A 13,501-nucleotide genomic window follows, 5' to 3' on the forward strand; every position below is an offset into this window, starting at 1 on the left:
CAGACGAGCAGGCGCGCCGCTTCGATGTCCTTCGCCATGTCGGCGATCATGAAGGCGATGGCCTGGTGCTTGGCGATGGGAACGCCGAAGGCATGGCGCTCCTTGGCGTACTTCACCGCATGTTCCATGGCGCGGCGCGCCAGGCCCACGGCTGCTGCCGAGACCACCGGGCGCGTGTGGTCGAAGGCGGCCATGGCGATGCGAAAACCGTCGCCCTCCTGGCCCAGGCGGTTGGCAGCGGGCACGGCGACGTCGTTGAAGCTGACCCCGCGGGTGTCGCTCGCGTGCTGGCCCAGGTTCTTCTCCTTCTTCCCCACCTGGATGCCTGGCGTCTGCCGCGGCACCACGAAAGCCGACATGCCGCGATGCTTCTTCGCCGGGTCGGTGTAGGCGAGGACGAAGTACCAATCCGCGAAGTTGGCGCCGGTGATCCACATCTTCTCGCCGTTCAGCACATAGTGGTCGCCGCTCTTGCGCGCCAGCGTCTTGATCCCGGCCACGTCGCTGCCCGCATCGGGTTCGCTCACGCAGTAGGAGGCGAGCTTGAACTCCGCCACCATGGGGGCGAGCCACTGCCGCTTCTGCTCCTCCGACCCCGCCACGATCACCGGTGCTTCGGCGAGGCCGTTCGCTTCCATGGCGGTGGCGATGCCGGTGCAGCCCCAACCGGTCTCCTCGGCCAGCAAGCAGCCTTCCAGCACCCCCAGACCCAGACCGCCGTACTCCGGCGGCACGTGCGTGTTCATGAGGCCGAGCTCCCAGGCCTGGCGCAGGATCGGCAAGGGGAACTCGCCGCTCTGGTCGTACTCCGCCGCCCTGGGCTGGATCTCCTGGGCGGCGAAATCGTGCGCCAGATCGCGTAGTTGCTTCTGTTCGTCGCTGAGACTGAAATCGGGCATGTCCGCTCCTCCGCCGCATCCCTGGCGCCGCTCTTCTCGGGCGCACCGTGCCGCTGGTGGCAGAGTAGGAGGCGCTCCCAAGGGGGTCAAGCGCGCCGGTCTCGGCGTCGCGCGGGCGTCAGACGTCGAGGGTCCAATCGTCGGCGGTGTTGTACATGCCGTCCGGGCCGGCACAGCGCAGGCGGAGCCCCGTCCCGGAGGGCTCGAGCGTGAGGCTGCGACCCCATGGGTCGGCGAGATCCTCGCGCTGCAGCAGGTTCTCGCGCACCAGGTCCGCCAGCGATGTCGGCTGTTCGCCTTTCAGCGCGCGGTACTCGCGCACGGCGCGCTGGACGCGGCCGCGGAGGAGCACTTGCGCCGTTTTCTGGCCGCGCTGGACGGTGGCCTCGCCAGTGACGGTGGAGACGCCGCCATCGAGCGACGCCTTCCAGCCCGAGATCGTCTCCCGCGTGGAATGCCAGCGACCGAGGACGACTGCCGCAACGATGATCAGGCCGATGACGATGAACTTCCGCATTGCCGGCCTCCGGCGTGGAAAGAGGGGACTCGACAGGCGACGTCCCCGGACCCGCTCCGAACCGGCCCCACCCGGCCGCGGCCACGACGCTCACCCGGCCGTGGCTACGACCCTCACCCGGCCGCGGCTACGAGCCGTCGCGGCCCCCGGATGCCCGGCCGCGCCAGTCGGCGCCTGGAGTCTTCCCCATGGTCGTGCAATGCACGTTCCAGGGAAGAGGGACCGGCCCGGCACCACTGCTCCGCCTCGCAATCCTGCGATTCCGCCGGCCCCTCAGGTCCATCGATACTCGGGTGTTGGTTTTTTGTACGGTGAGAAGGGGTTGCGCTGCCTGATGTTCTGCCCGGCCGGTCGCACCCGGCAGCACTTGCCGCAGCCAGCCACCAGCGTTTCCGCGCGATCCGACCGCCTTCGGGCCAAGCGTTCGTGTCGGCACTACGCGTTTGCACCCTCGCAACCCGACTTTCCGCGCGCTCCGGCAAAGCCTGCGCACCCGTCGAACCGGTGTTGCCCACCCTTCCAACGCCTCCCTTTCTCCCGGAAACCCGCGACTGGTGTAGGATTGCCTCCTCCACTCGAGGGGCTGCACGCCTGCACCCGACGAGGAGGCACGATCGACATGGGGGCAGATCGACTCGCCGTCGTGGGCGCCGGGATCATGGGACGAGGTATCGCCCAGGTCGCGGCACTCGGCGGTTACAAGACGGTGCTGCAGGACATCGATGCCGGGCAGTTGCAAGCGGCGCTGGCGGACATCCGTGCGTCCGTGGCGCGGTCGGTGCAACGCGGTGGCGTCGCCGAAGCCGAAGCGCAGCAGGCGCTCGCGAAGTTGACCACGACGACCGTGCTCGGTGAAGCCACCCACGGCGCGCACATCGTCATCGAGGCCGTGCCGGAGCACATCCATCTCAAGCTCGAGGTCCTGGAGGAGCTCGATCGCCTGTGCGCGCCGGAGACGATTCTCGCCTCCAACACCTCGTCGCTCTCGATCACCGAGATGGCCGCCGTCACCCAGAGGGGCCCCCTCGTGGTGGGCATGCACTTCTTCAACCCCGTCCCGAGGATGCGCCTGCTCGAAATCGTGCGGGGCCTGGAGACGAGCGCCGACACCGTGGCCACGGCCGAGCAAGTCGGCCAGCGCCTGGGCAAGGAAACGGTGGTGGTGCGCGAGTCGCCCGGTTTCGTCACCAGCCGCATCAACGCTCTCATCGGCAACGAGGCCTTCCGGATGCTGGAGGAGGGCGTGGCCACCGCCAAGGACATCGACAAAGCCCTCAAGCTAGGCCTCAACCATCCGATGGGGCCTTTCGAGCTGGTGGACCTGGTGGGCCTGGACACGCGACTGTCGATCCTGGAATACCTGCACCGCACTCTCGGCGACCGCTTCCGTCCCTCGCCGCTCCTGGTGCAGTACGTCAAAGGCGGCCGCCTGGGCCGCAAGACGGGTCGCGGCGTCTACGATTACGGCAGCGGGCAGGATTGACGCCGCACAGGTCCCCACGCGCGCGCATGCCCCACGCGACCGCCCGGCACGGCAGTGACTGCCAGCCCATCGATCTGCTAACTTGGGGCGCGTGATCCACTCTGCACGCGGGAGCGCTGCATGAGCGACGAGAGCCCCCGGCGCGTCGGCTATCGGGTGCAGGACGGCATCGCCTTCCTGGAGCTGCGGGAGCCGCCGGCCAATTGCTATAGCTACGAGATGATGCGCGAGCTGGACGATGCCGTGCTGCGCGCGCGCTTCGACGAGCAGGTGCACGTCCTCGTGTTGCGCGGCAGCGGTGAGAAGTTCTTCTGCGCCGGCGCCGACATCGGCATGCTGCAGCGGGTGACGCCGCAGTACAAATACTACTTCTGCTTGCACGCGAACGAGACGCTCAACCGGCTGGAGCAGACGCCGAAGCTGGTCATCGCTGCGCTCAACGGCCACTGCGTGGGTGGCGGGCTCGAGGTGGCGCTGGCGGCGGACATCCGTCTGGCCCGGCGCGGCGCCGGCAAGGTCGGCCTGCCCGAAGTAGGCCTCGGCGTCCTGCCGGGGACCGGGGGCACGCAGCGCCTAGCCCGCCTGCTCGGCAAGGCACAGGCCCTGGAGCTCATGGTGAGCGGCCGGCTGCTCACCTTCGAAGCGGCCGAAGAAATCGGCCTCGTGCATCATGTTTTCGCGGCCGAAGAGTTCGACGCGCAGGTGCTCGAATACGCCCGGCAGTTCGTGCCACCGGCGAAGGCGGCGCGCGCCGTCGGGGCCATCAAACGCGCCGTGCACACCGGGCTCGAGGTGGGTTTCGAGCAGGGCCTCGCCCTCGAGCGCGAGCTGCAGCAACAACTTTTTCAGAGCGAGGATGCCGGCGAGGGCATACGGGCCTACAACGACAAGCGCACCCCGCGCTTCACGGGGCGCTGACGTCAACCCGTGCCGGGGCGAATGGATCGAACGCTGAGCCGGACATGGATCCACCCCCGAGCAGGACCATGAGAAGGGAAACACTGTGAGCACCGAGACGCGCACGACCGCACCGCTGCGATTGCCGCCGCTCGACCTACACATCGGCGGCGCCTGGCGTCCCGCAGGCTCGGGACGGCGCTTCGCCACCATCAACCCGGCCTCGGGCAAACCCCTCTGCGAGGTGGCCGAGGCGGACGCAAAGGACGTGGACGCGGCGGTGCAGGCCGCGCGCGAGGCCCTCGCGGGCAAGTGGGGCCGCATGGCGGCGAGCGAGCGGGGCAAGCTGCTGTGGAAGCTCGGCGACCGCATCCTGGAGAACTTGGAAGATCTGGCGGCCCTCGAGAGCGCCGACACCGGCAAGCCCATCGCCGAAGCGCGCCTCATCGATGTGCCGCTCACCGCCGACTGCTTCCATTATTACGCCGGGCTCGCCACCAAGATCGAAGGCGCCACGGTCCCTGTCCGCGGTCCCTTCCTCTGTTACACCCTGCGCGAGCCCGTCGGCGTCATGGGGCTCATCACCCCATGGAACTTCCCGATGCTGCTCGCGGCGCGCAAACTCGCCGTCGCCCTCGCAGCGGGGAACGCCATCCTGCACAAGCCCGCCAGCGAGACGCCGCTTTCGGCGCTTCGCCTCGCCGAGCTCGCTCAGGAAGTGGGGTTCCCGCCCGGGACATGGAACACGATCCCCGGCCGCGGCTCGGTGGCCGGCGCGGCCATCGTGGAGCACCCCGGTGTCAGCGGCCTCGCCTTCACCGGTTCCACCGAGGTCGGACAACAGCTCATGCGCCAGGCGGCCGGGACGCTCAAGAAGCTGACCCTCGAGCTCGGCGGCAAGTCGCCGCACATCGTGCTCGCCGACGCCGACCTGGAGCAGGCCTCCAAGTTCGCCATGCTCGGCATCTTCTACAACGCCGGCGAGGTGTGCACCGCGGGCTCGCGGCTCTTCGTCGAGTCCGGCATCTACGACGCCTTCATGGAAAAGCTCGTGCAACGGAGTGCCAAGCTCGTCCCCGGCGACCCCGCCGATCCACAGACGCGTCTCGGTCCCCTGGCCTCGGCGCACCATCTCGAAACGGTGCAGCGCTACGTGGAAACGGGCAAGAAGGAGGGTGCGGCGCTCCTGCTTGGCGGCGCGCGCTCGGACGTCCCGAACCGCGACGGCTACTACTTCCAGCCCACCATCTTCGGCGGCGTGCACTCCGAGATGACCATCGCCCGCGAAGAGATCTTCGGCCCCGTGCTCGCGGCGCAGCGCTTCGACTCCATGGACGACCTCGTCACCCAGGCGAACGCCACGCCCTACGGTCTCGCCGCGGGCGTCTGGACGCGGGACGTGAAGAAGGCGCACAGCCTCGCCAGAGCCCTCAAGGCCGGCACCATCTGGGTCAACACCTACAACATGTTCGACACCGCGGCGCCCTACGGCGGCTACAAGGCGAGCGGCTTCGGCCGCGAGTCCGGTGTGGCTGCGCTCGAGTCGTACACGCAACTCAAGACCGTGTGGGTGGATCTCAAGGAGTGACCTTGACCCTCCCGCCGGTCTTCGATGCGCACCTGCACCTGCAGCCCTGGCACATGCTGCACCCAGCGGTGCACGAGCGGCTCTGGCACGGGCGCCCCGACGCCGAGACCATCCTCGCGATGGCCCGCGACCCCGGGCGCCTCCTCCGCTTCCTCGACGACGAGGGCATCGAGACCGCGGTGCTCGTCAACTACGTGAGCCCCGAGGTCATGGGCTTCACGGAGGAAGCGAACGCCTGGATCGTGCGCTACGTCCGCGGCCACGAGGACCGCCTGATCGCCGTGGGATCGGTGCACCCGCGCACGAGCCGGGACCCGGAGGGCGACGCCGAGCGGCTCGCTGCGGCGGGTATCCGCATGCTCAAGCTGCACCCGCCGCACCAACTCGTCCGCGCCAACGAATACCTGGATGGCCTCGAGTCGCAGCGCCGTATCTACGCTGCCGCCGCCGCCCTTGACCTGCCGCTCCTCGTCCACACCGGGACGTCGATCTTCCCCGGGGCGCGCAATCGCTACGCCGACCCGATGCCCCTCGACGACGTCGCCGTCGACTTCCCTTCCCTCCGCATCGTCCTCGCCCACGGCGGTCGGCCGCTCTACATGGACACCTGCTTCTTCCTCCTCCGCCGGCATGCGAACATATGGATGGACCTGAGCGGCATCCCGCCGCGGGCCCTCCTCGAGTACTTCCCCAAGCTGGAGAGCGTCGCCGCCAAGGTGCTCTGGGGCACCGACTGGCCCGCCCCCGGCGTACCGTCGCCGCGACGTAACGCCGAGGTTTTCTGGTCGCTGCCGCTCACCGAGGAAAGCAAGCGGCGCATCCTCCGCGACAATGCCCGCGCCTTCTTCCGGCTGGAGGCACGATGAAAGCGATTCTCATCTCGGCTCACGGTGGCCCAGATGCCCTCCAGCTCCGCGACCTGCCCCGCCCCGAGCCTGGTCCCGGCGAGGTGCTGGTGGAGCTGCACGCGGCCAGCATCAATCATCTGGACCTGTGGGTGCGGCGCGGTATCCCTGGGGTCCGCTATCCCTTGCCACTCATCCCCGGCTGCGACGGCGCCGGCGTGGTGGCCGAGGTCGGCCCAGGCGTCACCGACCTAGCTCTCGGCACGCGCGTCCTTCTGCAGCCAGGCATCGCCTGCGGTCATTGTGCCCAGTGCCTGGCTGGCGACGACAACCTCTGCCGCAGTTTCGGCATCCTCGGCGAGCACCGGCATGGCACGCAGGCCGAGTTCATCGTCGTCCCTAGGGTCAACGTCCTTCCCACGACGCTCGACTTCGAGGTGGCGGCGGCCTTCCCCCTCGTCTTCCTCACCGCCTGGCACATGGCGGCCTCCCGCGCCCGGATCCAACCGGGCGAGGACGTGCTCGTCCATGCCGGGGCGAGCGGCGTCGGTAGCGCCGCGATCCAAATCGTCCGCCTCCTCGGCGCCCGCGTCATCACCACGGTGGGCAGCCCGGAGAAGGCGGAGCGTGTCCGCGCCCTCGGCGCCGAGCACGTCGTTCTCTATCGCGAACGCGATTTCGCCGAAGCCATCCGGGACCTCACGGCGAAGCGCGGCGTCGACGTCATCCTCGACCACGTGGGCGCCGACACCTGGGAGCGCAACGTGCGCAGCCTCGCCCGCGGTGGCCGACTCGTCGTCTGCGGCTCGACCTCGGGCTACGAGGTCCCGACCAACCTGCGCTTCCTCTTCTTCAAGAACCTCTCCTTCCTGGGCTCGACCATGGGCAGCAAGGCCGAACTCGCCCGTATCCTCGGGCTCGTGGAGCACGGCGTGCTCCGCCCCATCGTGGACCGCGTCCTTCCCCTATCAGATGTCGCCCAGGCCCACGATCTCCTCGAACGCCGCCAGGTCGTCGGCAAGATCGTGCTGCGGGTCCACTAGCTCCCTCCCCCACTCTCTAGGAGAACGGTGAGAGGTCACGACCGCCTCCTACCGCCCACCATCTGAGCCTTTGGAGAACAGTGAGCGGTCACAAACACCTCCCACCGCCTACAACCGGAGCCCTTGGAGAACAGGGAGAGGTCACGACACCTCCCACCGCCTACAACCGGAGCCCTTGGAGAACAGTGAGAGGTCACGACCGCCTCCTACCGCCCACCACCTGAGCCTTTGGAGAACGGTGAGAGGTCACGACCGCCTCCTACCGCCCACCATCTGAGCCTTTGGAGAACGGTGAGAGGTCTCAGTGTCTCGCCCACCGGCCCACCGAACCTTCCGCCACCTTGGAGAACAGTGAGCGGTCACGACGCCTCTCGTTGCCTACCACTTGAGCCCTTGGAGAACAGTGAGCGGTCATCCGCCTCCCACCGGAGCCCTTGGAGAACATCGAGCGCTCATGGGTCACATCCCCGGCCTCCTTAAGGAAAGAAGCGTGCCGAATGGACATGGATTCAAATAACTCGAGATACGAGGGTTGGGAGGCGTGGGACTGTCAACGGGGGCGACAAATGCTGTGAACGAAGTTCACGATCGCTGGGCACGAGCATCGACCGTGCCGAACGAATGAACGGCGAAGACCTGAGCCTTCTACGAATTAGGAATGAATCTCGATCACGTCACGGTCTTGGAGCACGTGGTCGCGCTGCACCGTCTGACCATCGAAGCGGCTGCTGCCCCAGATGCGGGCAAACTTGAGGTTGGCGGCGATGTCGCGATGGATAACCTCGGCGAGGTCCATCACATTAGAGCCGCGGGGGACGACGAAGGGTTTCTCCAAATCCGGCTTGTGCCCTGGGGTCTTCGTGTACACGCGGACGACACGGAGCGAGTCGAAGAGGGTTCGACGCAGCGTCTCGAGCCCGGTCCCCGTCGTGGCGGAGACGACGTGCAGCGCCGAGGCAGGGATCTCCGCCCCGAGGAGACCTGGAAGCATCTCTCGGAGCAGCTCCAGTCTCTCCTCGGCCCCAGGCTGGTCGCACTGATTGGCGGCGACGAGGGTCTCGAGGCGCTCGTGCTCTTCGTCCCCTTCCTCCGCGGCGGCTGTGGTCGCTCCCTCCTCTTCGTCGCTCTCCGCGTCCACGGACAGCGGTACGAGTAGCGCCCGCTTTTCCACCAGGCGCCGGACCACGGTCTCCACATCCTCGAGAAGCGCGTCGCTCCCCAAGTCGGCGACGAGGAGGACGCGGTCCGCGCGCCGTACCATCTCCGGGAACCAGGCCTCCATGAACTCGGCACTCACGGCGGGCGTGTCCACCAGCTGCACATGAACATCCTCGAATGCCATCATGCCTGCTTGGGGCTCGATCGTCGTGAACGGATACGGCGCGATCTTCGGATGAGCAGCAGTCAGCGCCGCGAGCAAACTCGATTTCCCCGCGTTTGCCGGCCCGACGAGCACCACCTGTCCCGCGCCCTCGTGCGGGATATGCCCGGGGCTGCTGCGCCCGCCGCCCTTCCGACGGCTCTCGTTTTCGACCTCGTCCTGCAGACGTGACAACTTCCGTCGCAGCTCGGCGCGGATCTTCTCCGTGCCCTTGTGCTTCGGGATCACCGACATCATGTGTCGCAGGGCTTTCATCTTGTCGGCGGGTGAAGTCGCCTGCTTGAAGCGCTGCTCGGCTTCGAGATACTGCGGGGTCAGATTCGCGGGCACCGGGGCTCCTTTGAAGGCGGACGGCGAGCGTTCCACCACCGTCGGCTCATTGGTCCTTGGGCAATTCTACGCAATTTTCCTACGCATCGGCAGCGCTACCCAGGCCCGAGAGGGTCGCCGTCCACATTCCGACGATTCGACGACGCCGCTTTACCATACCCTTACCTTAAAGCCTTGCAGAGCCTTGCGCGGTTGCTACGCATCAGATGGTGAGCTATTCTGTTCACCAGCATCCGACCAAGGTTTCGTTGGATCTCCGCGCCCGCGCGACTTCGGCTCGCGCGCTAGAAGGTTCTGCCATCGGGAGGCTCGACATGCGGCACTCTTGGCCGGCTCGACTCCCCATTTTCCTCCTGCTCTGCGCCCAACCTGCCTTGGTCACGGCGACGGTCACCCGCTACCCCTACGTGCAGAAGCTCGGCCGGACGAGCGTCACGATCATGTGGCGGACGACGAACCAAGCGGCGCAGACCATCGAATACGGTGAAGGTACGAGCTACGATCATTCCTTCACCGAGAGCCAAGCGACGTCGAACCACGAGGTCACCCTGACCGGCCTCTTCCCGGGAGCAACGTACAACTACCGGCTTGTTGGCGAATCCCTGCCCGGTGCACCACCCTTCTTTTTCAGCACCGACCACGGACGGAGCACGGGCACCTTCAGCTTCTTCGTCACCGCCGATATCGGTGAGAACAACGCCACCACGGGGCACCAGGACGAGACCGCGGCAATGATCCTCTCCCAGTACCCGCGGCCCACCTTCGGCCTCCTGGCCGGGGACATCGTCTACCCCGACGGTGATGCCGCGGACTACAACGCCAATTTGATGACGCCCTGGCGCGGGGTCCTGGGCAACATGTGCGTCTGGCCGGCGCTCGGCAATCACGACTGGATGCGAAACCCGGAGACCAACTTCGTTCGCGAGTGGGCGCTGCCGAACAACGAGCATTACTACTCCTTCGACTACGGCAACGCCCACTTTATCGCTCTCGATTCCAAGAACGGCATCCTGCACGACAAGCCCGCGCAGCTCGCCTGGCTGAGGCAGGACCTGGAAGCTCACCGGGGTGTGCAGTGGACCTTCGTCTTCTTCCACCACCCCATGCTTACCTGCACGTACAAGGGACACGAACCCGATCTGGCGCAGTCGCTCATGCCGATTCTCGACGAGTTCAAGGTGGACGTCGTCTTCACCGGCCACGCGCACACCTACGAGCGTCTCTACCCCATCCACAACGGTGCTCCCATCGACATGGCGATGGACCCATACTACGTCAAGCCCCGCGGGGTGATCTATATCGTGAGCGGGGCTGGCGGCAAAATCGAGATGAATTCGCCCACGGTTTTTTGCGGGATCAACGCCTTCTTCCTCGACGAGCGGATTCTCTTCACGATGGTGCACGTCCTGAACGACGCCCTCATCATCTTCGCCATCGACAGCATCACCGGCCAGGTGCTGGATGGCATCAGCATCGTGAAGGAAAGCACCACCTCGGACGTCGCCTCGATGGCGCCGCGCCCGAGTTTGCTCCACAACGTACCGAACCCCTTCAACCCCTCCACGACCATCACTTTCGAGATCCCCGTGGAGTCCCTCGTCAACCTCGACGTGTACCGCGCCGATGGGCGTTGGATCACGAGCCTCGCCCATCAGGTGTACGGTCCTGGTATGCATCGGGTGCCATGGAACGGCCTCGATCAGCGTGGCGAGCTCCTGCCCTCCGGTACATACATCGCGAGACTCAAGGCGGGACACGTGGAGCGCACTGTGAAGATGACGTTGCTGCGGTAGGGCACTCTCGGAACACTAGAACATTTAACTAGCGTAGAGACGAACCGTTGCTCTCAGACCTCGAAGGCGGAGCGTTGCAGACCGAACTTCCGCATCCGCTGAGAGACCGTGTTTCGGCCCATGCCCAAGAGCCTCGCGGCAACGGAGATGTTGCCCCGCGACTCCTTCAGCGCCTTGACGAGCCGTGCGCGTTCGAATTCGATGAGGTCGCGCTCGAACCGTGAGAGTTCGCTTTCCGCATTCGTGGCGAGAGCCCGTTGATGCTCTGGTGGCAAGTCCGATAGCTGGATTACATCGCGCCCCCAAGATCTTGCATGCAAGTAACCGCAAAGATTCCGTAGTTCCCGAACGTTGCCCGGCCATTCATAACCAAGCATCCAACCCTCTAGCTCTGCGGAAACGGTCGGCGGAGACCCACTTTGGGCCGCTTCTCGCAGAAAAACACACGCCAGATCGAGAATGTCCTCGGCGCGTTCTCGAAGAGGTGGGACGACGATCCGGAAGGCCGCCAGCCGAAACAGGAGGTCGACGCGGAACCGCCTTTCCCGCACCAAAACGTCAAGGTCACGGTTCGTCGAGGCGAGGACCCGCACATCACAGCGCCTCGTGCGCAGCTCGCCGACTCGGCGCACCTCTCCGGTATCGAGAAATCGCAAAAGCTTCACCTGCGCCAAAGGTGGAAGGTCTCCGACCTCGTCGAGAAGCACGGTGCCGTTGTGTGCGGCTTCGAACAAGCCGGGTTTCTCCTTCGCAGCGCCCGTATAGGCACCTTGGGCATAACCGAACAACTCGCTCTCGACAAGGTTCTCCGGTAAAGCACCACAGTTGATGGCTGTGAGCGTGCCAGCAGCTCGCGGGCTCGCGCGATGCAAGAGCTGGGCGATGACCTCCTTCCCTACCCCCGTCTCCCCCACGATGAGAGCAGGCAGTGGACTGCGTGCTGCTACGCGCACAGCATCGAGAGCGGCCGCAAATCGTGGGCTACGCGAAGCAACACGATGCTCTTGAAGGGAATTCTCCCCTCCCCGCAGGCCTGTGATTCGGCGCCGCGGACCTGACACTTCTTGCAAACGCGACTTCCATATCTTGCTGCCAAGGGCTGTGAAGTAGTGGGTCGCCGCGACAGTCGCATCCCCCAGCCAGGGCAGGCCCTCGGGATCCAGACGACCGTCCTTGAGAATCAAATAGACCGTTCGGGCATACTCGAACCGATCCTCGAGCTGCTCCAGATCCTCCAGAATGGCGTGCATGCGCGTCGACAAATCCTGCACGTCCGCAGCCTTGAGGAACCAGTACGCCCGTCGCGCCAGAAGAGACTCGCGCTTTTCACCCCTGGACCCGCACAACTGGATCGCTCGCTCCAAGTCGTCGGCTCCCGCCTTCGTGTTACCGAGCATCACATGCACCTCGCCACGGCGGCGCAGGATCTCCATCATGACATCTCCATGTCCTGCTAAGCGCTTGGTGTGTTCGTGCGCTTCGTTCAAGAGCGTCAGCGCCTGCACAAGCCCACCTTCATCCGCACACGTCTCGCCCAGGAATTCCAAGGACACACAGACTTGACGATGGGAATTACACGACCTGGCCAGCGCGAGTGCTTGTTCATGGAATTCACGCGCGACGGCATGATTGCCCTCGAGTCTGTACACATGGCCAAGATTGTTGCAGATGGCGGTAACATAGACGGGCTCCGCAACTTCCGACGCCATGCTGCGGGCCATCTGGAAGAGCGACCTCGCCTCGCTCAGCCTGCCCATCTTGAGAAGGCAAATCCCGCGATTGACCAATAAACGCATCCTTGACCTGTTCATTCCCTTTCCGGGGAGAAGGCGAGCAGCTTCCTCAAGGTTGGCAAGCGCGAGGCCTATGTTACCCTCGCTCCTGGCCACTAGCGAAATACTGTTCAAGCAGTAGATGAGTTCTGGGACTTGTCGGTTCAGGCGATAGAACGCCTCTGCTCTCCTTAGGAACGCCCTCGCCCAGGTGTAGTGACCCCGTCGATAACAGGCAAGACCAAAGATCCGGAATGCCCGAGCACGTCGCTCGTCGTACACGTCGAAGCGGCGAATCACAGGAGCGAGGCTATGCACAGCCTTCTGTGTCTTACCTGCCAAGACAGCGCTCTGCGCCTCAATCATCGCGATGAACGCATGTTCATCGGCCGATACGGCGAGCCCGCGCAACGTTTGAATGACGTCGCTCAAGCCAGTAAACTTTCGAGACACGAGATACAATTCGGCTTGAAGAGCGCGAAATCTGAAGGCGTCGCGGGACCCCAGATCAAACGATAAAGCGAGCTCAAGAGCCTTGAGGGCGTGATTTACTCGTTCCTCCTGAATGCAACGCCAAACACGCTTGGCCAGAGCTTCCAGTTGCTCTGTGTTCCTTGGTCTGATGCGCGTTTGGGCCATGGCGAGTTTGCTTGTCCTATTCGCGTTGCATCAGTTGTCTGCAGAGTCTCAGGATCCAATCAGGAACGAAGCGCGAACTCCAAGAGGTTCTGCGTACTTGCATGTGCTGGAGGCTTACGGCATGCCTGTTTCCTTCTGGAGCTATGACGAGTCCGGGGCGAGGAGACTCGCCCGACTTGTCCGGCAGGTCGTCGTCGCCGGGGCTGCCCACTTGGCTGGGGTCGACGATCTCCCGAGTGGGACGGACGGCCTGTCCCTCGCTAGCCACGAGGCCGAGCAGCAGGAAGACCAGGAAGACGAGCCAGAAAAGCCGT

11 protein-coding genes are annotated in these 13,501 nt (G+C 65.3%); 7 read left to right on the top strand and 4 right to left on the bottom strand.

Translation table 11 applies throughout. The features are described 5' to 3' along the window. Positions 1-899 (bottom strand): acyl-CoA dehydrogenase family protein (locus tag VFE28_15395; protein ID HZM17384.1); only part of this gene is annotated, 899 nt, incomplete at its 3' end. A 118-nt stretch (positions 900-1,017) separates the two neighbouring features. Further along, a complete protein-coding gene (locus tag VFE28_15400; GenBank protein HZM17385.1) occupies positions 1,018-1,416 on the bottom strand; it encodes a hypothetical protein in 399 nt (132 codons plus the stop codon). Between the two features lie 619 nt (positions 1,417-2,035). Between VFE28_15400 and VFE28_15405 the strand changes: the two genes are divergently transcribed. The 5 genes from VFE28_15405 to VFE28_15425 all read left to right on the top strand — a co-directional run bounded on the left by VFE28_15405 (position 2,036) and on the right by VFE28_15425 (position 7,272). After that, positions 2,036-2,899 carry a 3-hydroxyacyl-CoA dehydrogenase NAD-binding domain-containing protein gene (locus VFE28_15405; protein HZM17386.1) on the top strand — a complete coding sequence of 288 codons (864 nt, stop codon included), beginning with the start codon at positions 2,036-2,038 and terminating at the stop codon, positions 2,897-2,899. A gap of 120 nt (positions 2,900-3,019) precedes the next feature. Beyond that, on the top strand, positions 3,020-3,817 hold the full coding sequence (locus VFE28_15410) for an enoyl-CoA hydratase/isomerase family protein (GenBank protein HZM17387.1): 798 nt from the start codon (positions 3,020-3,022) through the stop codon (positions 3,815-3,817). 85 nt (positions 3,818-3,902) lie between these two features. Further along, the gene (locus VFE28_15415; protein ID HZM17388.1) at positions 3,903-5,384 is read left to right on the top strand and encodes an aldehyde dehydrogenase family protein; all 1,482 of its coding nucleotides are present in this window, start codon (positions 3,903-3,905) and stop codon (positions 5,382-5,384) included. Between the two features lie 2 nt (positions 5,385-5,386). Then, positions 5,387-6,250, top strand: coding sequence for an amidohydrolase family protein (locus VFE28_15420; GenBank protein HZM17389.1), 864 nt, complete (start codon positions 5,387-5,389; stop codon positions 6,248-6,250). After that, entirely contained in the window at positions 6,247-7,272 is a 1,026-nt protein-coding gene (locus VFE28_15425) for a zinc-binding dehydrogenase (protein ID HZM17390.1), read from the top strand. The genes VFE28_15420 and VFE28_15425 overlap by 4 nt, the downstream gene beginning before the upstream one ends. 652 nt (positions 7,273-7,924) lie before the next feature. Here the strand turns inward: VFE28_15425 and VFE28_15430 are convergent. Next, positions 7,925-8,983, bottom strand: coding sequence for a GTPase (locus tag VFE28_15430; protein HZM17391.1), 1,059 nt, complete (start codon positions 8,981-8,983; stop codon positions 7,925-7,927). Between the two features lie 314 nt (positions 8,984-9,297). Between VFE28_15430 and VFE28_15435 the strand changes: the two genes are divergently transcribed. Beyond that, positions 9,298-10,776, top strand: coding sequence for a metallophosphoesterase family protein (locus tag VFE28_15435; protein HZM17392.1), 1,479 nt, complete (start codon positions 9,298-9,300; stop codon positions 10,774-10,776). Between the two features lie 53 nt (positions 10,777-10,829). Here VFE28_15435 and VFE28_15440 read toward each other — a convergent pair whose 3' ends face one another. After that, a complete protein-coding gene (locus tag VFE28_15440; GenBank protein ID HZM17393.1) occupies positions 10,830-13,187 on the bottom strand; it encodes a sigma 54-interacting transcriptional regulator in 2,358 nt (785 codons plus the stop codon). 121 nt (positions 13,188-13,308) lie between these two features. Here VFE28_15440 and VFE28_15445 point away from each other — a divergent pair. After that, on the top strand, positions 13,309-13,501 hold a 193-nt coding region (locus VFE28_15445; GenBank protein ID HZM17394.1), incomplete at its 3' end, for a hypothetical protein.

The sequence above is a fragment of the Candidatus Krumholzibacteriia bacterium genome (assembly GCA_035649275.1).
In the GTDB taxonomy this organism is placed as follows: Bacteria; Krumholzibacteriota; Krumholzibacteriia.

Excerpts from the sequence above, each read along its gene's own strand:
- VFE28_15400 (HZM17385.1), bottom strand. The coding sequence starts at position 1,416 with ATGCGGAAGTTCATCGTCATCGGCCTGATCATCGTTGCGGCAGTCGTC.
- VFE28_15405 (HZM17386.1), top strand. The coding sequence starts at position 2,036 with ATGGGGGCAGATCGACTCGCCGTCGTGGGCGCCGGGATCATGGGACGA.
- VFE28_15440 (HZM17393.1), bottom strand. The coding sequence starts at position 13,187 with ATGGCCCAAACGCGCATCAGACCAAGGAACACAGAGCAACTGGAAGCT.
- VFE28_15425 (HZM17390.1), top strand. The coding sequence starts at position 6,247 with ATGAAAGCGATTCTCATCTCGGCTCACGGTGGCCCAGATGCCCTCCAG.
- VFE28_15410 (HZM17387.1), top strand. The coding sequence starts at position 3,020 with ATGAGCGACGAGAGCCCCCGGCGCGTCGGCTATCGGGTGCAGGACGGC.
- VFE28_15435 (HZM17392.1), top strand. The coding sequence starts at position 9,298 with ATGCGGCACTCTTGGCCGGCTCGACTCCCCATTTTCCTCCTGCTCTGC.